The following is a 20,883-nucleotide window of genomic DNA, read 5'->3' as shown; positions in this document are numbered from 1 at the left end:
ATCAGGCAATTGCCTTTCAAGAATGACCAATACACCAGCTCAGGGCGAAGGGTCCTGTTCAGTGGATCTCAGCATGTCTGAGATTTCCGAGACCACGTCATCGGAACCCATCGATGACGTGTTTACAACGGTGATTGAAAAAGTCGAAGAGCCAGAGGCACCGTCTGGATTCTCAGAATTCGGCTTCAGTGAAGCCCTGCTCAAAACACTTGCTGATAAGGGATATAAAGAGCCCTCGCCGATTCAAAAGGAGGCCATCCCTGAGCTCATGCTCGGACGTGATCTCGTGGGCCAAGCGCAAACCGGCACAGGGAAAACCGCCGCCTTCGCTCTGCCTTTGCTGGAGCGATTGCAAGGAGACAGCCCGCTCCCGAGCGTGCTTGTGCTGGCACCGACCCGTGAGCTCGCGATGCAGGTCGCAGAAGCATTCAAGGCCTATTCCGCTGGGCACCCTCACCTCAATGTGCTGGCGATCTACGGGGGATCCGATTTCCGCTCCCAAATCAACGCGTTAAGGCGTGGTGTTGACGTCGTTGTGGGCACCCCAGGACGGGTCATGGATCACATGCGCCAAGGAACGCTGAATACGAGCGGATTGCGCAGCCTCGTCCTCGATGAGGCCGATGAAATGCTGCGCATGGGTTTCATCGACGACGTCGAATGGATCCTTGAACAATTGCCTGAAGAGCGTCAGGTCGTGCTGTTTTCAGCGACGATGCCGAATGAAATCCGCAGGCTCTCCAAGCGCTATTTGCGTGAACCGGCAGAAATCACGATCAAAACGAAGGAGAAGGAGGCGCGCCGCATCCGTCATCGCTGCATCACGATGCAGAACTCTCACAAGCTCGAAGCACTCAACCGTGTGCTCGAGGCGGTGACGGGTGAAGGAGTGATTATTTTTGCCCGCACCAAAGCCATCACCCTCACCGTCGCGGAATCCCTCGAAGCCGCTGGTCACGACGTGGCTGTGCTCAACGGAGATGTGCCCCAAAACCAACGGGAGCGCACTGTGGAACGCCTGCGCAAAGGAACCGTCAACATCCTGGTTGCCACCGATGTGGCAGCGCGCGGACTCGACGTTGATCGCATCGGTCTCGTGATCAACTACGACATGCCTTTTGATAGTGAGGCTTACGTGCACCGCATCGGTCGCACAGGCCGAGCGGGCCGCAGTGGGGAAGCCATCCTGTTCATCACGCCCAGGGAGCGGAGATTCGTTGGCAATCTCGAACGCGCCGTGGGACAGGCCATTGAACCGATGGACATCCCTAGCAATGCCGAAATCAACCAGAGTCGACTCGACCGTCTTCGCACCCGCTTGAGCGCTGAAGCCACCAGCGAAGACAAACCAGATGAAGAAACCGCTCTGCTTCAAGAACTCATCCAACGCGTAGCCCAAGAGCTTGAGGTGGAACCCGGTCAACTCACCCTGGCCGCCATGAGGTTGGCCGTTGGCGAAGGACCTCTGTTGGTGCAGGGCGATGAAAGCTGGTTGAAAGCTCCAATGCGCAACGACAGGAGAGATGACCGACGCGGAGATCGCGGTGGTCACGAGCGCGGCAGGCGACCCGAGCGGGCATCACGCCCACCCGAAGATGATATGGAGCGGTTCAGGGTTGAGGTCGGCCATCGCGATCGCGTCAAACCCGGCAACCTTGTTGGAGCCATCGCCAATGAGTCAGGACTCGAAGGGCGGATGATTGGGCGAATTCAAATCTTTGAAACGCACAGCCTGGTGGACCTTCCCAAAGGGATGCCTGAGAACGTTTTCAATTCACTACGCCGACTGAAAGTGATGAATCGAGAGCTTCAAATCCGCCAGGATTCCTAACTCTTGAATCATCTTCTCCGCCTTGTGATCAGCCTCTGCCTATCGCCCATGCTGATCACAACCACCGGATCAATCGCGCAGGCCGCCGATGATTCGGAAGAAATCAAGAAGCTTTGCATGGCTGGTTTTAATGCCGCCATGTCTCAAGCTGGACAAACGCCACCAGAAGGCATGGGTGATTTCACCTGTTCATGCTTTGCAAGAGAAATGAAGGGCATTGCTTTTATCATGCAAGCCCAAACAATCTGCAAAGAATTGGCCGCCGAGAAGTACGGCCCCCTCATGAAAACCCAGTGATATCCCCTGACACATCCCTGTCGCATGGTCAGGAGATCCTCACCATGCGACAGAACATCGAAAAAAATGAAACCTTTCGATTGTCTCATCAAATGTTGTGATGTCGCTCCATGCAAACCTGTAGCGTGGTGAAGCATCAGCTTCATGTTCGGCTCTGATCGGCTCGCTCCCCCAGGCTTCAGCTCTCCAGCTTCAGCATCAAGGACTTTCCTTTTCGGACCAAAACTTCTCTGATCAAATGTCCAACGGTCCCCTCAGGAAATGACCATCTACATCGGTAATCTGTCTTTCCAGGCAGAACAAGAAGATCTTCTCGATCTATTCGGTCAATACGGAGAGGTTAAGAGCGCAAGTCTTCCTCTCGATCGCGAAACAGGCCGCAAGCGCGGATTTGGCTTCGTTGAAATGGCCACAGACGAAGATGAGCAAAAAGCCATCGACGACCTCCAGAACGTGGAGTGGATGGGTCGCATGATCCGCGTTAACAAAGCAACCCCACGTGAGCGCACTGGCGGTGGCGGTGGCGGTGGCCGCGGCGGTTACGGCGGCGGCGGCAACGGTGGTGGCAATGGCGGCGGCGGCTACGGCGGCGGCAACCGCTGGTGATCCATCGGGAGGAGACAGCTCATCGAGCCGTCTCCTCCATTTCAAGCTTGCAATCCAGCTCAAAACGACGATCGATCAGCTTTTGAAAGCGATCCCCAGGCCTTGTCTCTTCAACAGGCAAAACGGGGGCTGCATTGCGTACTTCATCACGATGCTTCCGCGCTAAGAAGCGATGAAAACGATTGAAAGCTCTTGTACGAGTCATCCAGTCTCCTCGATCTCTGATTCCGGTCTACACCGTTTCAGGAGGTTTGACGCTGTTGGGCAACACAACGCTTGAATAGAACGTCTTGCCATTAGTGATGGCCGATCAAATTCTGCCTGGTCGCACTCAGCCTGCCCTGCCAAGGCTTTTAAGCCATCTACAGCCCTACAGAAGACGGGTCTGGATGGCAGTGAGCTGCTCCATCATCAACAAAGTCTTTGATCTGCTGCCTCCAGTCCTCATTGGCCTCGCCGTTGATGTTGTTGTTCAGCAAGATTCTTCATGGCTGGCGGCCTTGGGTGCGGCAACAGTGCCCAGCCAACTGATTGTTCTGGCGCTGCTGTCCTTCCTGGTCTGGACCGCAGAATCACTCTTTGAATATCTCTACGGTGTTTTGTGGCGCAATCTTGCACAAACCACCCAACACAGTCTGAGGTTGGAGGCCTACGACCATCTCCAAAAACTAGAGATGGATTTCTTCGAAAGAGATAGCACTGGGCGCCTTCTCACCGTTCTTGGTGATGATATCCATCAGCTAGAACGCTTTCTTGAACGGGGCGCAAACGAAATTCTTCAATTAGTCACCACCGTTCTGCTGGTCGGTGGCGCCATGACATTGATGGCACCGGGAGTAGCACTCTTCGCCTTTCTACCGATCCCGATCATCCTTGTGGGATCACTCAATTTTCAACGTCGCCTAGCGCCGCGATATCGCGACGTACGCCAACGAGCTGGAGATCTCGCCTCTCGACTTTCTAACAATCTTGGCGGGATGCTCACGATCAAAAGCTTTGCAACGGAAGCATGGGAACTCGAACAACTACGTTCAGCCAGTGATTCCTACCGACAGTGCAATCGTCAGGCGATTCGAATCTCTGCTGCCTTTATCCCCCTGATTCGCTTTGCAATCTTATTTGCCTTTTTAGCGATCCTTCTGATCGGAGGCATCCAAGCTTGGCAAGGACTTATCGCTGTGGGGACCTACAGCTTCTTGGTCTTTATTACCCAGCGACTGCTCTGGCCCCTCACCACATTGGGACAAACCTTGGACGATTACCAACGTTCAATGGCCTCCACACAGCGAGTTCTCGATCTCATTGACACTCCAATTCAAATCGCCAGTGGAAGCACTCGCCTCAACCCAAGGACTATCAAAGGAGACATACGCTATGAACATGTTTGCTTCTCCTATAGAGATCGCGAACCACTACTCAACAACTTCAACCTAGCGATTCGTGCAGGAGAAACCATTGGCATTGTGGGTGCCACAGGCTCAGGGAAAAGTTCACTGGTTAAATTACTCCTGAGGCTTTATCCGCTCACGAGCGGCAGGATTGTTCTTGACAACCATCCGATTGCATCGCTGCATCTGCAAGATCTTCGCCGATGCATTGCACTCGTGAGTCAAGATGTTTATTTGTTTCACGGAAGCGTCGCAGAAAATATTGCCTACGGATCTCCTGAAGCGTCTAGGTCGTTCATCGTTTGGGCAGCGGAACAAGCCGAAGCCCTAGCTTTTATCGAAAGCCTCCCGCAAGGATTGGACACGCTTGTAGGCGAAAGAGGTCAGCGTTTGTCCGGTGGTCAGCGCCAGAGAATTGCCCTGGCTAGAGCCATCTTAAAAAATGTACCCGTGTTGATCCTCGATGAAGCAACAGCCGCTGTTGACAATGAAACAGAGGCGGCAATTCAGCGTTCGCTCATGCGCATTACCGCGAATCGGACCACACTGGTGATTGCGCATCGACTTAGCACCGTGCGACATGCCGATCAGATCATTGTGATGGACGCTGGTCGCATTGTTGAACAGGGCACCCATGATCAACTTCTGCACAAACCAGGCGCTTACGCCGACCTTTGGCGGGTTCAAGCTGGCTTACGCAGTGACGAAGCGCTGACGCTTTAACGCCAAAACTTTTCATCCAAGACTTCGCCGATGGCTGCTTCGCTGTCCCACCTAATGCATCACCCACTGGGCATTTTTGCTCAGCTTGTTGGGATCAGCGTCTTGATTCCGCCCTTAACCAGGCGGCTAAGGCTTCCGGATCTGGTCGGACTGTTAGTCGCTGGCGTCCTGGTTGGTCCCCACGTCTTGCATTGGATCGATGCCAAAAGCGAAACGATCACGCTTCTTTCTGATATCGGAGCGATCTATTTGCTGTTCACGGTTGGACTGGAAATCGACCTGGAAGAGTTCAACAGGGTGAAACGTCGCTCCGTGACCTTCGGAGCTCTGATTTTTGTTCTGGGGGTTGGAACGGGGTTCGGCATCGGCCAGATCTTTGGATTCCCCTTCGTGCCCAGCCTGCTCTTGGGGGCCCTGATGGCCACACACACTCCGCTGGGATATCCAATCGTGAGGAGTTACGGAGCCCAGCGTGACGAATCCGTGATTGTGAGCGTTGGAAGCACGATCTTCACCGACATTGCAGCGCTGTTACTGCTCGCTGTAGCCCTAGGGCTGGGCAAGGGAAACCTCACACCGAGCAGCTTTACAGCGCTGCTGATCAGCATCGGTGTGTTTGCTTTCGTCGTCGTCTGGGGCATTCGCATGCTTGGGCGCCATCTATGGATGCGCAGCGTCATCGATGAAAACCGGGTGTTTCTGGCGGTGTTACTCACCTTGTTTGTGGCTTCCCTTGGCGCTGAACTCGCAGGGGTTGAAAAAATTGTGGGCGCCTTTCTGGCTGGGCTCGCCGTGAATTCCGTCCTTCCAGAAGGCAAGGTCAAAGAGCAGGTGATCTTTGTGGGGGGAGCCTTATTCATCCCCATCTTCTTCATTCATCTAGGACTGCTGCTCGATCTCGGCAGCCTCGCCGACAGCATCAGCAACATTGAATTCACAGCCCTCATGCTCACTGGCGCTTTGGGGTGCAAAGCCCTGGCGTCCGTGATTGCCGGGCGCTGGTTCCGCTACAGCCGCAATCAAATGCTGCTGATGTGGTCGCTCGCCATGCCGAAGGTGGCCGCCACGCTTGCAACGGCATTCATTGGTTATCAAGCCGGATTGCTCGACAACACAGTTCTCAACAGCGTTCTGGCCGTCATGGTGGTCACGGCGACGCTCGGTCCAACCCTCACCACTCGATCCGTCGTGGCCCTGATGGAACCGAATGAACACTCCGGCTTTGGAACACCAGGACTCGATCAAGATCTGGATGTACCTGGAGAGGTGGTGCGACGCCCGCTGAAAGTGTTGGTGCCAGTGGCCAACCCAGAAACAGAGTTGATTCTGCTGAAGTTGGCGGCTCGACTCTCCCAGGGAGAGGGCGATCACAACGGGCAGCTCCTTCCGCTCGCACTGGTGAGCCCAAGCCTTGAGGAGGCTCGCGGTGGCTTAAATCGGGCCCTATCCGCCGCAAGGAGCAGGCTGAGTCAGGCAGCCAGCAACGGAGAGGGCCTCAAGGCAACCACGCGTTGCCTCCTACGCGTGGATGACGACATCGCTGCGGGCATGAGCAGAAGCGCTTTAGAGGAGGGAGCCGATCTGCTTTTAATCGGAGCAGGACGCCCTGACCCACTACGCAAATGGCTCCTGGGCGATCTGGTCGATGGGGTCTGCCGAACGGCTCATTGTCCTGTGGTGGTAGCCAATCTGGGGCGGCGAGACCTCAAGGAACTCAACCAAATTTTGGTTCCAATCAAAGATCTTTCGGCCAGTGCGCGCGAACAATTTGAGCTCGCCCTACGGCTCCTATCCACCGCGCCTGACCCGACATCCACCACCATCAGCCTTCTTCACATCCATGATCCGCGCTTTAATCGCCACGAACGATCCTGGATGGAAGAGCAACTACTGAGCTGGTGTCCGCGTAACATCCCCAGCCAACAGATTCAAATCAAACTGCTGCAAGGACCTGGCATCGATTCAAAAATCCACTGGTTCAGCCAAAACCAAGATCTCGTGATTCTGCGTTCACAACGACGTCGCGTTGCTGGCCTCCCCATTCCGGCCAGTGATCGCACGAGCAACTTGGTGCATCAGTTGGGCTGTCCGGCCCTAATGATTAGCGATCCACTCCACTAATCATGGTTGTCACGACACAAACTTCAACACAATTCAACGGTTGGAGGAACAGACCTAGAATTTGCAGATGAACGTTCAAAGAAGTCCGAATAAAAAAACCCTGTTCACAGCAGCAGTGCTAGGACTCTTTAGTGGCTTGTTGCTATCGATCCCTCTCAGTCGATCCCTGATTCCATCAACAGAAGTTCCTAATCTGGTCTCCGTCAGCAACCCATTTGAAGGCTGGTCCAGCTTTGACAATGAGAATATCGTTGTTCTTGGGATGGATGCTGGAGGCGGCAATACAGACACCATTTTCATCCTTGGCATTGAAAATGGTGAAACCTCGATCATTCAAATCCCAAGAGATAGCTACATTGATTCTCGCAGCTTTGGTTCCATGAAGGCCAACGCACTTCATGCGAGAGGAGGACCAGATGCCGTCAAGACAGAATTAACTCGCTTAATGGGCCGCCCAATCAATCATCATATTTTAGTCAATCTCGAAGGAATTCGCACCATTAGTGATTTACTTGGAGGCCTAGAAGTTGATGTACCTAAACGCCTCTACTACCAAGATAAAAGCCAAGGATTACTGATTGATCTTCAGCCAGGCCCTCAGCTGCTCAAAGGCCGTGAACTTGAAGGTTTTCTACGCTGGCGCCACGATGGAGAGGGTGACTTTGGCCGACTTGACCGACAACAACTCGTCTTGAAAAGCCTCTTCAATAAACTCATCAAACCACAACATCTCATCCGTTTGCCAGCCCTCATCACGGCAGCTGGACGCAATCTTGAAACAGATCTTGGCCCTATGGAGTTAGGCAAACTAATCACCACGATGGGAACAACAGAACTCCAAACCAGTCGACTCAAGGCCCGTCCCTTCTATCAAAACGGAGTGAGTTATCTCGACACACAATGGCCCGCAAATGTTCCAGAACGAGGCATCGATTCGAGTGAATCCAGCAGCAGACGCTTCCAGTTGCTGTTCTGAGGGCGTCTGCAAGTAAGCATGTCTGGCATGAACGATAACATTGTCAAACAAAGCCTGCGACTCGGGATTAGTGTCTTAATTACCTGCGCAATCGCTCAGCACTTTGATCGAATCGACTTCGTTTGGTATCCGGTCTTAGCTGTAATTTTTTGGTTGATGATCAAGATGAAAATACTCTACGAGCAGCTCGAAGCAGAATTCTCGGCACGATCAGTGGGGGCTTGGTTGTCTTTCTAGTCCATACACTTTTATCAGGCTGGATCTGGATATTGGTGAGTCTTCTGATCACCATCCCCCTGCTTCGGCGCCTGGGCGGGACCAGTGGTTTATCTACGGCTGTTGTGATTACTGTGATGCTTCTAGGGACCCATGATTACGCACTCTTAAATTGGAGTTATGTCCTCAATAGGAGCATCGACACCCTCGTTGGAATCTGCGTCGCCTTAGTGATGGGCCATTTGCTTTGGCCAAAAGATCGCTTGAAGCGCATGGAAGAGATTCATCAAAAACTGATGACCGCACTGAATCGGCGGATGCAGCATCACACGCAAGCACTGCAGGGGATCACGACTCCACCACCCCCATTAAATCCTGGCTCAATCACGCGAGGTATTTTTATAAATTCAGCGTCTGATCAATATCGAACAACAACACGGTCCACGGCATCGCCACCAGCTCATTCGGCTGCGCTGGAAACAATGCATCAGCCTTTGGCGCAGCCTTCGATCGCACTGGATTTTAAGCGAGAGGCTTCTTGATGATCTATCGCACAGGAACCAGTCTCTACGATTACCTGAATTGGCTGAACAGTAAGATCCAAACTACGTGATTGGCTGGAAGCGATTACAACTCCACGATCAAGATCATCCACTTGGCCTCACCCAACGGATCCTCTTGGAGGAAGAGTTCACATGCTTTCTGCGACTGGTCAGCAGTCAAAGATGCCTGAATCAAATTTTGATTCAGGGAAGAAAATAAATGCTTGATCATAACCATCCCGCCCAACAGAGCAAACATCATCACGAGCAGCATCCCTGGTTGACTCGACAAGATCTACGCCTCGCCGTCGTCACCGGACTCAGTGCCGGACTTGGTCTCCTAAGCCCTATTCCCTATGGCTATTACTCACCACTCACAACAACAGCTGTCTTAGCAAGCACCTACGGAAATTCATTGAGGCTTGGCATTCAGAGACTGCTGGGCTCCCTCATGGGTGTCATTGTTCTGATCATTTTCACCCGAGGAATGGAGCTGCCTCTTCCTTTAGGGCTCGGACTGGCTCTAGCCACAACGCGGCTTTTTGGAGGAATTTTAGGTCTACAAGTGGGCTGCAAAGTGGCTGGGAATATCATTGTGATGGAATGGCTTGTCCATGAACAGGTAGAAACCGTCTGGGGCCCGATTCGCCTCTTCTGGACTGGACTTGGGATTGTTATATCACTATAGGCATCACAATCGATATGGCCCAGTCGAAGCATTCCCACACTCCATCAACAATTTGCATCACTACTCGCAGCTATCGAACAAGAATTATCAACGGAGAGTCATCGGCTGAAGGATAATTCCATAAGCGCCAGATCACCAAAACAACAACAGGCGAATCGCATCTCCCTCCAAATACAACTCAATGCAGCGAGACAACAGCAGGCCATGGCACAAATGGAGCTAGGAGTGAATCCTGAACAGCATCCCCTGCATGAACTATGGAGCAGCATCGACCTTCTAGCTTCACAACCACTCACCTCCCTATGGGCGATAAGAAGCCTGAGTGCGCCCATTCAGAAGTCTGAGAAAATCAAGCAACTTCACCAAAAGGAAGCAGAATCATTAGACATACTCTGCAAGCAGATCCTAATGATTAGCAGCGAGCTCAGAAGCCCAGAAACAATTAGCTATCAAAAATTAAATCCTCAGGCGATGCTTAAGATTAAGAATCTTTCTTGTGATTATAGCCAATGGCTCGAACAAACCACTTACGACCACCTAGCCACTGAACTCAGCCAGATCAGCAAGCAACGATTCAGACAAATCATTCTAAGAGTTACCTTGATTGACTACATTCGATCGGCCATCATCGAAGCGGTATCGATTCCATCCATGACAGCCATCTCAAACAAGTCATAGATAGAAGATTCAATCAATCCCAATTAATAAGCATCCCAAAGATCCATCCAAACTGGCCGAGAGTCTCACCCAAAAAATTGATCCAAAAAGGCGAAGCTTCCTCCCATGCATTGCCCCTTCAAGGGTAAAAGTCTATGGAAGGAATTGGCGATCCATTGCTGCAGCGTCGTTCAGCTTGCAAACAGTCTCATGGTCATGATGACGATGGATCGCGAACGGTCAAACTCAACCAACTTGTGCCATGGACACCTGTGACTGCTGACCAAAGTGCGTGAACATACCCAAAAGTGGCTTTAGGAGCAGTCATCCGAAGCACGTGTTGAATTCCTCCCGATGTGATCTGGTCCTCAGCCGTTACCTGTCCGCGCTCGGATTGATTTGCAGCACCTTCGCGCCCGTCGCCGCTCAGACCATTGCGGCTCCGCTTGATCGAGACGACACAACAGAACAACTTGAGAAAAACTGGGAACGACTGAACACCCAGGTCAACGCTAATGACACGTTGACCGGTCCAGCACCAGCGATCGAGAGCAGTGACGATCTCCGAACCCTGGAAATCCCCGAACGACTGATCGATGTCAATGCTCCCCCCTCCGGTGTGCTGACAGAACAAGACGCGCAGCCTGATCCACTTCTTCGCCTTCCTTCATCCACTGACAGCCAAACACGCGTCCTTTCTCTCACTCTTGAAAAGGCTGTCACGACGGCCTTCCGCAACAACCCTTCCCTAGGCGCTCAGCGAGATTTAATCGAGGCGCAGGCCGCCACCATTGCATCCGAATCAAGTCGCTATTGGCCAACGATCAGTGTGTTTGCCAATCTGGATGGATTTCAAAGCGGAACAACCATCTACACCCCCTACGGCAACAACACCTACGGACTGGGATCGCTCTTTAATCAAGAAGATCAGACTCCCAATTTTGCGCTGACCAAGAATGGGAAAGACATCAGTGGAGTGAGTGCTGGACCCTTTTACCAGCCACCCGGGGGGGGGCATCGGGTTGGTCTCCAATGGGGTCTCCGCCGATGCGGGGCTTCAAGTCGATTACGACATCATTAATTTTGCGCGAACTCCCAGAGTTCAAGCCGCACAAGCCCGTCTTAGGCAACAAGAAAATCTCTATGCCAATCAGTTAAGAGCGATTCAGCTTGAAGTGAGTGAGGCCTATTACAACCTTCAACGTGCTGAGCAACTTGTGCGCATTCGCGATGCGATCGTTCGCACCGATCTTGTCGTTTTAGAAGACACTCTTAATCTCAAACAAGCTGGTCTTGTTCCAAGAGTGGATCTGCTCAGACGGAGCAGCCTTCTCGCTTTGGACGAAGAAAGCTTGATCCAAGCGATGGCTGATCGTGCGGTCGCCCGCCGTGAACTTTGGACCGTTCTCAACCTGTCGAGTGAGATCACCCCCAGTGCCAGCGACCCGATCACGCTCCAACCACGATGGCCCTTAAACCTAGAAAAAACGGTGTTGGCGGCTTATGACGACAATCCAGAGCTCACAACGATTTTTGCCACACAACAGGCACTGATGCGTCGTCAAAGTGAAAGCACTGCAACTTCAAGAGCAAGCAGCCGCCTAGCAATACGCGAAGACCCGAAGCGCGATTCGCTTACGACTCGAGCGAGCGTTTTTAAATAATGAAGCAAGTTTGGCGAAATTAGTGTCAGCCAGACGAGCGGTTGGTGCCAGCAAAGAGGCCTTCCGCTACACACGACTACGCTACCAGGCCGGACTGAGCAATGAAGTGGATCTGTCCATGACCCAAGAACAGCTCGTGAATGCCTTAGTGAGACGATTATTCGCCACTGTAGATGTGAATGTCACCTATGCACGCATGCTGCGTGAACTCTTACCCATGCCTAAGAATCCTAACGACCCCGTCTTAACCCAATTAACGCTTCATTTTCCTTGAAAGCAGCCCGAGCTAATGAGACTTTGAAGACCACCAGCGCTCAATTCGATATCCAAAAATCACCAAAAAAACGACAAACCAAAACCATACTTCTGGTGGATTAGCATTCAAAAGCACGATCAATAAAACCAATTCAGAGATTAACCAAGGAATCTCTTGTTTGAGGAGTGGACGCAATGACATCGTGGAAACAGAATCAAGGAAGAGTGTCAGGTTGGCGCAGAAAAGGTATGTCAAAGAAGCGGTCAATCCTCAAGGAGCGATAACCGCCGGTGAGCGAACGAAGCCCCGGCAAGACATAGGTGACCGGTGAACGCCATTCGACATAAGCGTTCGACATAAGCGAAGGTGTCCACAGTCAAACCATCGCGAATCGAGAAGACGCCACTTCCATCAGAAAGCGTCCAAAGGAATCCATCATCAGAGTTGGATTGACGCTGCAGACTGATCTCAGCTCGCATCACTGGGCCATCCCCAGCCAAGCCTTTCGCCAGCTGTGCATTACCAGTTGTTGTGGCGATATCTTCTTGAGTTGCAGGCAAGGTGAGCACACTCGTTACCTTCCCTTCAATGCCGCCAAAACGCCCCCTTTGGTTCCAGCGCGGGACCACTGCAACGGGGAGCCCTAGGGGTAAGCGACGCGCATCAGCAGGGGGCGTTTTGGCGACAGCGATCAGATCGCGGCCGTTACCTCGGGCCTCATCACCCCGTCCAATCGTGCCAAGACGATCCCCCATTTTGATGGTCTGACCGGGAATCACCTGCAGATCCAGCACACGGCCATCGCGCTGGGCTGTCATCGTGCCATCAAAGGCTAATTTCGCCTCACTGACGCGAGTCTTGCGCTTCAGATCATCAATAACAAAGGTCCGATCGAGCTGCTCAGACTCAAGATCTAGTTTGATTTGCTGAAACATCGTCAGCGATTGTTTGCTTTGAATCTTGAGGTCGTCCAAGGCAACACTGGTGCTGGTCAGTCCTTGCTCTGCTGACACCACTTCATTGGACAGGGGAGCGACCACCGCACGACGCGATAACCATTCAAGGTTGCGAAGCTTTCCCGCAAACGTGCTCTGGAGGTCACCCAGCCGTCGCTCGTCATCTTTGAGTTTGGCGAGCGTGGTATCGAGAGCCTGTCGTGCAGTCTCAATCCTCAATGCATCGCGCTGATTTAACTCAATATTTTGTTTTTGAAGCTGATTTAAATTTCCTTTTTCTTGCTCCAGTTCACGTTCAAGCTCCGGCAAATACAGCGTCATGAGGACCTGCTACTTCTCAACGCGATCACCGAAACGCACATCAAGATCAAGCACTTGACCAGCAGACCTGGCATTCAAAACGCCAGCATTATCTGGATAGATCAGAACGCCTTTCCCTTCAACTTGAGTAGGGACTGGCCAAAACAAAAGCCAAGCTGTGAACAATCCCCCCATCCCTGCCAACAGAGCCCGACCTGCCGATGGTCATCAAGACCATGCCAACGCGTTTTCAACTTTCTAAGGGATATTAAAGCCACAAGGAATATCTCTTCTGCAGGTCCATCCTGAAAACCATGGATGAGGGCAAGTCTAAGAACATTAATCTTATGTCAACAATGTTCAAGGATCAGCCCCTCCTCCATGGCTAGGACATCTATCAGATCAACAACGTAAACGATGTAATCACAGATTCAAATAAGTCTTTAACGCGAGGCCAGCGGCTTTCATTAGTGCTTGTGGCAAGGGTGTACAAGCGGCCTCGATCCACAACGACGGTGGCCAGCTCATGGCGATCGCGATCCTGAAGATGCACGGCGTACTCCAAGTCATAGAACGTGTGACCTGAGGCCTCCCGCTCTCGTGCCTCGATCAACTCAGCATTGCGGCCGCTGCCATCTGGAGCGATCACGTCACGGCGCAAACGTTCCCCAACGGCAACAGCACTGCCTAGTGCCTGCAGGTCGTTATCAGCATTCACTTCCGAGACCACAAGGCTCACCGTTTCATCGCTGTTGATCAGATCGTGAAAAACAACCGTGGGGCCCCCCGTAACCGCTACCCGGGTCCAACCCGTGGGATAGAGGAAGGCATATCTGCCATCAGGACTTTGGAACGAGTTAAGGCCGGCTCCAGCACCGCTGCAAGCGGTAAGCAACACAACACAGACAATGCTGAGGAGCGATCGGAGCGGAACTTGCAACGGAAAGCGCATCGAATCGTTCATGAATCCATCCCATTCTGCCCGGAGATCTCCCTGCCTAGATTTCAAAGACTTGCAGAAGAGTTCTGAGCGGCTTCACCCGACCGTTAGCACGGTTGATCGACCAGTTCGAACGTCTCCCCGGCATTGGTCCACGGACCGCACAACGGCTGGCCCTTCATTTGCTGCGCCAACCAGAAGAGCAGATCCATAGTTTTGCTGATGCTCTCTTGGCAGCAAGGAGTCAGGTGGGGGAATGTCAAACCTGTTTCCATCTCAGTGCGGAACCCACCTGTGAGATCTGCAGGAATCCAGAGCGCTCCATCGGCTTGCTTTGCGTCGTTGCCGATTCAAGGGATCTGCTCGCCCTCGAACGCACCAGAGAATATGTAGGCACTTACCACGTTTTGGGTGGCCTGATCTCTCCAATGGACGGCATCGGACCAGAAATGCTGCAGATCAGCAGCCTCGTCAAAAGGGTCGCAGCAGATGAAATCAAAGAGGTGATCCTTGCTCTCACCCCAAGCGTGGAGGGGGATACCACGAGTCTTTATTTGGCACGCCTACTCAAACCGTTTACGGAAGTGAGTCGAATCGCCTACGGCCTTCCCGTTGGAAGCGAACTGGAATATGCCGACGATGTCACCTTGAGTCGGGCTTTGGAAGGGCGTCGAGCAGTTGAATGAAACTCCAAGAGCCGCGGTCATGAAAAAGAGCATGAGCCGTTACAGCGAAATCCGCCCCAGTGAGCGCTTACCCGAATGGTTGAGACGTCCCATCGGTAATGCCTCGGCGATTGAAGAGGTGCAAAACCTGGTCAAACAAAACGGGCTCAATACGATCTGCGAGGAGGGACGCTGCCCTAATCGGGGGGAGTGTTACGCAGCCGGCACCGCAACCTTCTTGCTAGGCGGCTCCATCTGCACCCGTAGTTGTGCGTTCTGCCAAGTCGATAAAGGCCGTGCGCCCGAAGCCTTGAACCCTGAGGAGGGGGAAAGGGTGGCAGAAGCCGTGCTTCGCATGGGTCTGCGCTACGTGGTCCTCACGGCCGTAGCCCGCGATGACCTTGAAGACCATGGAGCCAGCTTGTTCACAAGCGCAATGGCGGCGATCCGTGCCCGCAATCCCTTGATCGCTATCGAGGTGCTCACCCCAGACTTCTGGGGCGGTGTAGCCGATCAAGCCAAAGCCCTCCAAGCTCAACAGCAACGTCTCGCCAGCGTTCTGAAGGCACAGCCCGTTTGTTTCAACCACAATCTTGAAACGGTGAAGCGACTGCAAGCCGAAGTTCGCCGTGGGGCGACTTACACACGCTCGCTCGGGCTGCTTGCCGCGGCCAGAGAACTTGCCCCATCGATACCCACCAAAAGTGGCCTGATGCTCGGCTTGGGCGAGAGCAAAGAGGAAGTCATCGACACCTTGAAAGACCTACGCCATGTGGATTGTCAGCGCATCACACTCGGCCAGTACCTCCGACCATCTTTGGCCCATATCCCCGTAGCGCGTTACTGGCACCCCACGGAATTTGCAGAGCTTGGGGCCATCGCCACAGACCTTGGTTTTACTCAAGTGCGTAGTGGGCCATTGGTTCGCAGCAGCTATCACGCAGCGGGAGACTGAGCCGTCCAGCGCTGCGCAGCTCGCTGCTGCACCTCGGCACAATCCGCCGTCATCAGAGCGCCAGCACCACCCCAAACCATCCGCAGAGGCAAGTCCCAAACAGCGGCTTCCACCTCATGCACCGTGCTGAATCCACGTTGCTGGAAGTAACGCACCAAGCGCCGATGCTGGCCCTCTGCATCCCGTATCGCCAACAACCTGGCCCTTAGGCAAGGGGTGGACTCAAGCGCCCAAGCCATGGTGGCGGCCCAGATCAAATCGCCTGTTCCGGCCGGAGCTTGGGGACAAACGCGCATCGTATCGAGCTGCAATCCAGCGCTGGCGCCATAGGCCCAGGCTTTCATCTCGCCCTGGAGTTGCAAGCGATCAGCTGCCAACTGTTCAGCCACCACCAGACGCAAACTCCACAGCCCTAGGGGGCGTCCCACCTTGAGGCGCAGCAGCAAGCCACGCTCGCGCGCCTGAGCTTCTAAATCATTGAGCATCAGCACGTGGGCAGAGAAGAGAAAGGACTCACCTCGACCACCGAGGCAATGGGAAGTGGGCCATACAGATGCGGGAAAAGCACGCCTGTATGGATGGCATCTGCTCGCAGGGGGGCAGACACCAGCTTCGGATTGATTCTGAGCGTTAGGACGGCACCAGCGTCGGCATAAAACCGATCAAACGTGGCTTGCAGCTGCTCTTGCCAAGACAAATGAATGAATCCCACCTGCTCAAGAGAAAGGCCACGGGTTGAAACGCGATAGTCGCCGTGCTGCAGCGCAGCCTGCCAATCGGCTTCCAAGGCGAGATGAAACAACGGCTGATCGATGGGAATCGCAATGGCATCCGCCGGAAAAATCGGTTGCATGGCTCCAGGCAACCAAGGATCTGCCCGTTGCATCAACCGTTCCATCATCGGGTCATCGAGAAAGCGCATGAGCCACTCCCGCAATGGCGCCAAGTGAGGATCAGCATCAAATCCAGCCGCATCCGCCAGACGCCACTGCCTTACAAACGGCCATAGGGCCGCATCCGCCAAAGCCATCCGATCAGCCAGCAACCAGCCGTTCCGACGGATGCGTTCGCTCCAGCTGCGCAAAATCACAAGACCAGCCTGGCGATGGTCCTCTTTTAAAGCTCCGGGATAACGGTCGGTGTACTTGAAACGATCGAGATGATGCTTCAACGACCGATCATTTTCTTCAATCAAAAGAGCTGAGTCTTCAGCCTCCAACACGCCACAGGGATCAGCCTTCTGCAAAGCCCAGCGCATGATCGCCAAACTCTCATCGATCACGCTGCCGTCAGCTAAGACCAGAACCGGAACCGTGCCTTTAGGAGAGGCCTCCAACATCGCTGCAGGCTTGGCTTTGAGTTCAATTTCTCTCCACTGCACCATGAGACCGGCCTGGAGCAGGGCCCAGCGAGCACGCATCGCATAGGGACAACGGCGAAAGCTGTAGAGGATGGGCAGCAAGCGAAGTCTGAAAGCAAGACATGGCCACTGAAGCACTAGGCCTGAAGCTGGTCGATCTGTTGTTGGCGCATGGCAAATCTGCGGCGATCGGCCTCTGTGAATTGATCGATGCAATGCAAACACTGCACGCCCTTGATGTAGCTCGGCAGGGTTTGCTGCTCAGAGGAAACCGGCAAACCGCAGGCATGACATAGGCAGTAGTCACCTCGTTCCAACTGATGATTCAGCGCAACGCGCTGATCAAACACGAAACACTCCCCTCGCCATCGGCTGTTCTGCTCTGGAACCTCTTCGAGATAGCGAAGAATGCCTCCACGCAAATGATGGACTTCACCAAAGCCCTGCTGTTGCAAAAAACTGCTGGCCTTTTCACAGCGAATGCCACCGGTGCAAAACATGGCAATGCGCTTCGGGCCCTCTTGCGCAACGCGAGGACGAAGCGTCTGATCCACCCAGTCGGGAAAGTCCCGGAAGCTTTCCGTTTGCGGATTCAAGGCCCCTGCAAAACTGCCGATCGCCACCTCGTAGGTGTTGCGCGCATCGATCACCAGCGTGTCGGGATCATCAATCAAGGCATTCCAATCCTGAGGATCCACATAGGTGCCAACACTGTCACGAGGATCCACTTGCGGTTGTCCAAGCGTCACGATCTCTCGCTTGCTCCTGGCCTTAAAGCGTCGAAACACTTGATCAGGATTCCAGCTGCGCTTCACCTCCAAACACTCGTAATGGGCATCACCCAGCCGAAGTTGGCTGCGTAGAAGAGCGAGCAATCGCTCCACTCCCAGCGAAGGACCGCACACCGTGCCGTTCACGCCTTCAGCAGCAATCAGCACTGACCCGAGAACGGCTTCGGCCTGAGCCAGGGGGGGAAGGGTGCTGAGGAGCTCCTGTTGATCCGCCTCAGCCAACGGGGTAAAGGCATAAAACGCCGCCACCAACAGATCGCTCTGGACTCCATCAGCTCCCATTGCCGGTTCCATCAGGCAGCCGCAGGGGAGTGCCAGTTGGGCTGCACTCCGGCCGTGCGGAGCAGGGCACGGTCAGCCTCCACAGCGGGATTTCCCGTCGTGAGCAGCATTTCACCATAAAAAATCGAATCCGCACCAGCCTGCAAACACAAAATCTGAGCCTCCTGGCTGAGCTGTTCCCGACCCGCGCTCAGACGAACCCGACTGCTTGGCATCAGGATCCTCGTGACAGCAATCATGCGCACGAGCTCGATGGGATCGATGGGGGGGAGTTCCTCGAGCGGAGTGCCCTCCACGGCGACCAAGGCGTTGATCGGAACGCTTTCTGGATGGGGGTTGATCGACGCCAGCACCTCCAGCATGGAAGCTCGATCCTTCACGGTTTCCCCCATGCCAATAATGCCGCCGCAGCAAAGGGTCACACCCGCTTTACGCACCCGCTCAAGCGTCTCCAGACGTTCTTGAAAGGTGCGGGTGGTGATGATTTTGTCGTAGTGCTCAGGACTGGTATCAAGGTTGTGGTTGTACGCCGTTAAACCCGCTTCAGCGAGGCGTTGGGCCTGGTCATCGGTGAGCATTCCGGCGGTCACGCAGGCTTCCATCCCCAGGGCACGCACGCCGCTCACCATTTTCAACATGGAGTCGAAGGGGGCACCATCGCGGATTTCACGCCAAGCCCAGCCCATGCAAAATCGATCCGCACCTGCCTGCTTGGCTGCTTTGGCACGCTCTAAAACAGAAGCAACCTGCAATTCGGGCTGCCCCGTGACATCACTGCTGTGATGCATCGATTGAGGGCAGTAGGCGCAGTCTTCTTCACAGCCTCCGGTTTTGACGCTCAAAAGCGAGGCCAACTGAACGTGATATCCAGGGTTAGACGCACGATGCACCCCCTGAGCACGCCAAAGCAAATCCATCAGTGGAAGATCCAGAAGCGCTTCGATTTCGCTTCGCGTCCAGTCGTGGCGCACTTCAACCGCTTCCGTCATCACCCTGAGAGAAAACCTCGAACCCTCAGGATCCCAGAGCATCGGCGATTAGACCACTAACCCCCCAAAGCGACGGGTTCGGCTTTGGTAATCCACGAAAGCACCGATTAAGGCATCACGATCGAAATCGGGCCAAAGAACATCGGTGACGTGGATTTCGGCATAGGCAAGCTGCCACAACAAAAAATTGCTGATTCGATGTTCCCCACTGGTGCGAATCAAGAGATCAGGATCGATTTCACCGGCGGTGAACAATTCGCCTGAGAGGGTCTGCTCGTCGATCTCAGCGGGGTCAAGCTCCCCACTGGCTGCCCGTTGAGCCAGCCGTCTGGCAGCAATCACCAGCTCATGCCGTCCGCCGTAATTGGTGCAAACGTTGAAATGAATTCCATCGTTGGACGCCGTGCGCTTTGTCGCCTCCTCAATCAAGGACTGAAGACGGGACGGCAGGGGCTCAAGATCACCAAGAAAACGGATCCGCACCCTCTCCGCCTCTAAGGCCTGAAGCTCCCGTTCGAGCACCCGCTCAAACAGCGTCATTAAAAAATTCACCTCGTCGCCAGGGCGAGACCAGTTCTCCGTGGAGAAGGCGTAGGCGGTGAGAGCCTTCACACCCCAATCGCTACAGCGACGCAAAGTCGCTTTCAGAGCCTCAACACCTGCCCGATGCCCCATCACCCGCGGTAAACCCCTTGATTGGGCCCAGCGTCCATTGCCATCCATGATCACTGCTACGTGGGCCGGCAAACGCTGAGGATTGATCTCGGCAGGACAAACCTCAATCCGAGCGTCATCTGAACTAGTGACCAAGCGTTGACTCAAGGCGATGAGTCCTGGGAAGCACTTTTCACGCTACGTGAAGACCCGGTTTTCGCTGGCGTTGAAGTCACGGGAGCCGCCATCAATTCGGTCAAGAGATCCTGAAGACGCGAACTGGTGATCGGACGTTCGAGCTTGCCCTGATTCGCGAGCGACAGCGTGCCTGTTTCTTCCGAAACCACAACACAGATGCAGCGGTCAAAGCGTTCCGTGATGCCCAAGGCCGCGAGGTGTCGGGTGCCGTAGCGACTAATCCCTTGCCGCGACAGCGGCAAAATCACGCCAGCGGAAATAATGCGATTTCCCTTCAGCACCACAGCACCGTCATGAAGAGGGGTGTCAGAAGCAAACAGGTTGAGAAGGAGTTCACTGCTCAATTGAGCATCGACGCTCACCCCTGGATTCAGGAAATCCTCGGGGCGCAAATCACTACCCAAATCCACCACGATCAAGGCACCACGGCGCGATTTGGACAGCCGACCAGCCGCATCCGTGAGTTGCGCAACGGTGCTGGCGGTCGCTCTGAGCTTGCTTTGAGGATTCCCAAACAAAACGGCAAGCCTTCCGGTGCCGAGAAGCTCCATCAGCCGGCGCAATTCCCCTTGCCAAAGGATGGCCAAAGAAAGCGAACAGGCAAGAACCAAGGCATCGACCAACGTCGATGTGAGTGGAAGATTGAAAAACCGTTTAACGAACCAAGCGAGAGCAACAAGAAACAGGTAACCCCTTAACAGCCAAAGGGTTCGCTGCTCGTTGACCCTCGTAAAGAGAAGAAAACCAAGAGCAGAGGCGCAGAAAACGTCGATCAGCAGGCGAAGTTGCAACACCGCCATTCCGTTTATGCACCCCTCATACGTTCAG

25 protein-coding genes are annotated in these 20,883 nt (G+C 53.9%); 14 read left to right on the top strand and 11 right to left on the bottom strand.

Annotation, left to right across the window (positions count from 1 at the left end):
* Positions 1–22 precede the first annotated feature (22 nt).
* From SynROS8604_RS05980 to SynROS8604_RS05970, 3 genes are all read left to right on the top strand, one after another.
* Positions 23–1,831, top strand: coding sequence for a DEAD/DEAH box helicase (locus tag SynROS8604_RS05980; protein WP_186545500.1), 1,809 nt, complete (start codon positions 23–25; stop codon positions 1,829–1,831).
* Positions 1,832–1,879: 48 nt separating this feature from the next.
* Positions 1,880–2,128, top strand: a complete 249-nt coding sequence (locus SynROS8604_RS05975) for a hypothetical protein (RefSeq protein WP_186545499.1) — start codon at positions 1,880–1,882, stop codon at positions 2,126–2,128.
* A 261-nt stretch (positions 2,129–2,389) separates the two neighbouring features.
* Positions 2,390–2,734 (top strand): RNA-binding protein, encoded by a 345-nt coding sequence (locus SynROS8604_RS05970; protein WP_186545498.1) that lies wholly within the window; start codon positions 2,390–2,392, stop codon positions 2,732–2,734.
* A gap of 19 nt (positions 2,735–2,753) precedes the next feature.
* On the opposite strand, the gene SynROS8604_RS05965 is transcribed toward SynROS8604_RS05970, so the two are convergent.
* Positions 2,754–2,939, bottom strand: a complete 186-nt coding sequence (locus SynROS8604_RS05965; protein WP_186545497.1) for a hypothetical protein — start codon at positions 2,937–2,939, stop codon at positions 2,754–2,756.
* A 97-nt stretch (positions 2,940–3,036) separates the two neighbouring features.
* Between SynROS8604_RS05965 and SynROS8604_RS05960 the strand changes: the two genes are divergently transcribed.
* The 4 genes from SynROS8604_RS05960 (at position 3,037) to SynROS8604_RS15745 (ending at position 8,700) form a co-directional block, all read left to right on the top strand.
* Positions 3,037–4,845, top strand: a complete 1,809-nt coding sequence (locus SynROS8604_RS05960; RefSeq protein WP_186545496.1) for an ABC transporter ATP-binding protein — start codon at positions 3,037–3,039, stop codon at positions 4,843–4,845.
* A 30-nt stretch (positions 4,846–4,875) separates the two neighbouring features.
* Positions 4,876–6,966 carry a cation:proton antiporter gene (locus tag SynROS8604_RS05955; RefSeq protein ID WP_186545495.1) on the top strand — a complete coding sequence of 697 codons (2,091 nt, stop codon included), beginning with the start codon at positions 4,876–4,878 and terminating at the stop codon, positions 6,964–6,966.
* 67 nt (positions 6,967–7,033) lie between these two features.
* Positions 7,034–7,942, top strand: coding sequence for an LCP family protein (locus SynROS8604_RS05950; RefSeq protein ID WP_186545494.1), 909 nt, complete (start codon positions 7,034–7,036; stop codon positions 7,940–7,942).
* Between the two features lie 122 nt (positions 7,943–8,064).
* Positions 8,065–8,700, top strand: a complete 636-nt coding sequence (locus SynROS8604_RS15745; RefSeq protein WP_370586565.1) for an aromatic acid exporter family protein — start codon at positions 8,065–8,067, stop codon at positions 8,698–8,700.
* Positions 8,701–8,785: 85 nt separating this feature from the next.
* On the opposite strand, the gene SynROS8604_RS15740 is transcribed toward SynROS8604_RS15745, so the two are convergent.
* Entirely contained in the window at positions 8,786–8,974 is a 189-nt protein-coding gene (locus SynROS8604_RS15740) for a hypothetical protein (RefSeq protein ID WP_255445235.1), read from the bottom strand.
* A 6-nt stretch (positions 8,975–8,980) separates the two neighbouring features.
* Between SynROS8604_RS15740 and SynROS8604_RS15735 the strand changes: the two genes are divergently transcribed.
* The 5 genes from SynROS8604_RS15735 (at position 8,981) to SynROS8604_RS15715 (ending at position 11,983) form a co-directional block, all read left to right on the top strand.
* On the top strand, positions 8,981–9,388 hold the full coding sequence (locus SynROS8604_RS15735) for an FUSC family protein (protein ID WP_255445234.1): 408 nt from the start codon (positions 8,981–8,983) through the stop codon (positions 9,386–9,388).
* A 204-nt stretch (positions 9,389–9,592) separates the two neighbouring features.
* Entirely contained in the window at positions 9,593–10,066 is a 474-nt protein-coding gene (locus SynROS8604_RS15730; RefSeq protein ID WP_255445233.1) for a hypothetical protein, read from the top strand.
* 319 nt (positions 10,067–10,385) lie between these two features.
* On the top strand, positions 10,386–11,126 hold the full coding sequence (locus tag SynROS8604_RS15725; protein ID WP_255445232.1) for a TolC family protein: 741 nt from the start codon (positions 10,386–10,388) through the stop codon (positions 11,124–11,126).
* Complete coding sequence (locus SynROS8604_RS15720; protein WP_255445231.1) at positions 11,068–11,709, top strand: TolC family protein; 642 nt, start codon at positions 11,068–11,070, stop codon at positions 11,707–11,709. Before SynROS8604_RS15725 ends, SynROS8604_RS15720 begins: the two co-directional genes overlap by 59 nt.
* Positions 11,675–11,983: a TolC family protein gene (locus SynROS8604_RS15715; protein WP_255445285.1), complete on the top strand. Its 309-nt coding sequence runs from the start codon at positions 11,675–11,677 to the stop codon at positions 11,981–11,983. The genes SynROS8604_RS15720 and SynROS8604_RS15715 overlap by 35 nt, the downstream gene beginning before the upstream one ends.
* A 245-nt stretch (positions 11,984–12,228) precedes the next feature.
* Here the strand turns inward: SynROS8604_RS15715 and SynROS8604_RS05930 are convergent, their stop codons facing one another.
* The 3 genes from SynROS8604_RS05930 to psbP form a co-directional block, all read right to left on the bottom strand.
* Entirely contained in the window at positions 12,229–13,242 is a 1,014-nt protein-coding gene (locus SynROS8604_RS05930; protein WP_370586564.1) for an HlyD family efflux transporter periplasmic adaptor subunit, read from the bottom strand.
* Between the two features lie 9 nt (positions 13,243–13,251).
* Positions 13,252–13,425 carry a hypothetical protein gene (locus SynROS8604_RS16210; protein WP_370586563.1) on the bottom strand — a complete coding sequence of 58 codons (174 nt, stop codon included), beginning with the start codon at positions 13,423–13,425 and terminating at the stop codon, positions 13,252–13,254.
* 193 nt (positions 13,426–13,618) lie between these two features.
* Positions 13,619–14,173 carry a photosystem II reaction center PsbP gene (psbP, locus tag SynROS8604_RS05925; RefSeq protein ID WP_186525482.1) on the bottom strand — a complete coding sequence of 185 codons (555 nt, stop codon included), beginning with the start codon at positions 14,171–14,173 and terminating at the stop codon, positions 13,619–13,621.
* A gap of 104 nt (positions 14,174–14,277) precedes the next feature.
* Between psbP and recR the strand changes: the two genes are divergently transcribed.
* Both recR and lipA read left to right on the top strand, forming a co-directional pair.
* On the top strand, positions 14,278–14,847 hold the full coding sequence (recR, locus tag SynROS8604_RS05920; protein WP_370586562.1) for a recombination mediator RecR: 570 nt from the start codon (positions 14,278–14,280) through the stop codon (positions 14,845–14,847).
* A gap of 31 nt (positions 14,848–14,878) precedes the next feature.
* Positions 14,879–15,781, top strand: coding sequence for a lipoyl synthase (gene lipA / locus SynROS8604_RS05915; protein WP_186545844.1), 903 nt, complete (start codon positions 14,879–14,881; stop codon positions 15,779–15,781).
* On the opposite strand, the gene SynROS8604_RS05910 is transcribed toward lipA, so the two are convergent.
* The 6 genes from SynROS8604_RS05910 to cdaA are packed head-to-tail and all read right to left on the bottom strand — an operon-like array spanning position 15,763 to position 20,855.
* Entirely contained in the window at positions 15,763–16,266 is a 504-nt protein-coding gene (locus tag SynROS8604_RS05910; RefSeq protein ID WP_186545845.1) for a hypothetical protein, read from the bottom strand. The genes lipA and SynROS8604_RS05910 overlap by 19 nt on opposite strands.
* Positions 16,266–17,243: a DUF952 domain-containing protein gene (locus tag SynROS8604_RS05905; protein ID WP_186545843.1), complete on the bottom strand. Its 978-nt coding sequence runs from the start codon at positions 17,241–17,243 to the stop codon at positions 16,266–16,268. The genes SynROS8604_RS05910 and SynROS8604_RS05905 overlap by 1 nt, the downstream gene beginning before the upstream one ends.
* A 35-nt stretch (positions 17,244–17,278) precedes the next feature.
* Positions 17,279–18,226: a rhodanese-related sulfurtransferase gene (locus SynROS8604_RS05900; protein WP_186545493.1), complete on the bottom strand. Its 948-nt coding sequence runs from the start codon at positions 18,224–18,226 to the stop codon at positions 17,279–17,281.
* Positions 18,226–19,203 (bottom strand): biotin synthase BioB, encoded by a 978-nt coding sequence (gene bioB / locus SynROS8604_RS05895; RefSeq protein WP_186545492.1) that lies wholly within the window; start codon positions 19,201–19,203, stop codon positions 18,226–18,228. Before bioB ends, SynROS8604_RS05900 begins: the two co-directional genes overlap by 1 nt.
* A 48-nt stretch (positions 19,204–19,251) precedes the next feature.
* Complete coding sequence (locus SynROS8604_RS05890; RefSeq protein WP_186545491.1) at positions 19,252–20,025, bottom strand: isoprenyl transferase; 774 nt, start codon at positions 20,023–20,025, stop codon at positions 19,252–19,254.
* Complete coding sequence (gene cdaA, locus SynROS8604_RS05885) at positions 20,022–20,855, bottom strand: diadenylate cyclase CdaA (protein WP_186545490.1); 834 nt, start codon at positions 20,853–20,855, stop codon at positions 20,022–20,024. Before cdaA ends, SynROS8604_RS05890 begins: the two co-directional genes overlap by 4 nt.
* Positions 20,856–20,883: the final 28 nt, after the last annotated feature.

It is taken from the genome of Synechococcus sp. ROS8604, assembly GCF_014279655.1.
Taxonomy (GTDB): Bacteria; Cyanobacteriota; Cyanobacteriia; order PCC-6307; family Cyanobiaceae; genus Synechococcus_C.
Note: the sequence above shows the minus strand (reverse complement) of the source record. Positions and strands in the feature narration are given on the sequence as shown.

Excerpts from the sequence above, each read along its gene's own strand:
- SynROS8604_RS05980 (WP_186545500.1), top strand. The coding sequence starts at position 23 with ATGACCAATACACCAGCTCAGGGCGAAGGGTCCTGTTCAGTGGATCTC.
- SynROS8604_RS05975 (WP_186545499.1), top strand. The coding sequence starts at position 1,880 with ATGCTGATCACAACCACCGGATCAATCGCGCAGGCCGCCGATGATTCG.
- SynROS8604_RS05970 (WP_186545498.1), top strand. The coding sequence starts at position 2,390 with ATGACCATCTACATCGGTAATCTGTCTTTCCAGGCAGAACAAGAAGAT.
- SynROS8604_RS05965 (WP_186545497.1), bottom strand. The coding sequence starts at position 2,939 with ATGACTCGTACAAGAGCTTTCAATCGTTTTCATCGCTTCTTAGCGCGG.
- SynROS8604_RS05960 (WP_186545496.1), top strand. The coding sequence starts at position 3,037 with ATGGCCGATCAAATTCTGCCTGGTCGCACTCAGCCTGCCCTGCCAAGG.
- SynROS8604_RS05955 (WP_186545495.1), top strand. The coding sequence starts at position 4,876 with ATGGCTGCTTCGCTGTCCCACCTAATGCATCACCCACTGGGCATTTTT.
- SynROS8604_RS05950 (WP_186545494.1), top strand. The coding sequence starts at position 7,034 with ATGAACGTTCAAAGAAGTCCGAATAAAAAAACCCTGTTCACAGCAGCA.
- SynROS8604_RS15740 (WP_255445235.1), bottom strand. The coding sequence starts at position 8,974 with ATGCTGCTCGTGATGATGTTTGCTCTGTTGGGCGGGATGGTTATGATC.
- SynROS8604_RS15730 (WP_255445233.1), top strand. The coding sequence starts at position 9,593 with ATGGCACAAATGGAGCTAGGAGTGAATCCTGAACAGCATCCCCTGCAT.
- SynROS8604_RS05930 (WP_370586564.1), bottom strand. The coding sequence starts at position 13,242 with ATGACGCTGTATTTGCCGGAGCTTGAACGTGAACTGGAGCAAGAAAAA.
- psbP (WP_186525482.1), bottom strand. The coding sequence starts at position 14,173 with ATGCGCTTTCCGTTGCAAGTTCCGCTCCGATCGCTCCTCAGCATTGTC.
- lipA (WP_186545844.1), top strand. The coding sequence starts at position 14,879 with ATGAGCCGTTACAGCGAAATCCGCCCCAGTGAGCGCTTACCCGAATGG.
- SynROS8604_RS05910 (WP_186545845.1), bottom strand. The coding sequence starts at position 16,266 with ATGCTCAATGATTTAGAAGCTCAGGCGCGCGAGCGTGGCTTGCTGCTG.
- SynROS8604_RS05900 (WP_186545493.1), bottom strand. The coding sequence starts at position 18,226 with ATGGAACCGGCAATGGGAGCTGATGGAGTCCAGAGCGATCTGTTGGTG.
- bioB (WP_186545492.1), bottom strand. The coding sequence starts at position 19,203 with ATGACGGAAGCGGTTGAAGTGCGCCACGACTGGACGCGAAGCGAAATC.
- cdaA (WP_186545490.1), bottom strand. The coding sequence starts at position 20,855 with ATGGCGGTGTTGCAACTTCGCCTGCTGATCGACGTTTTCTGCGCCTCT.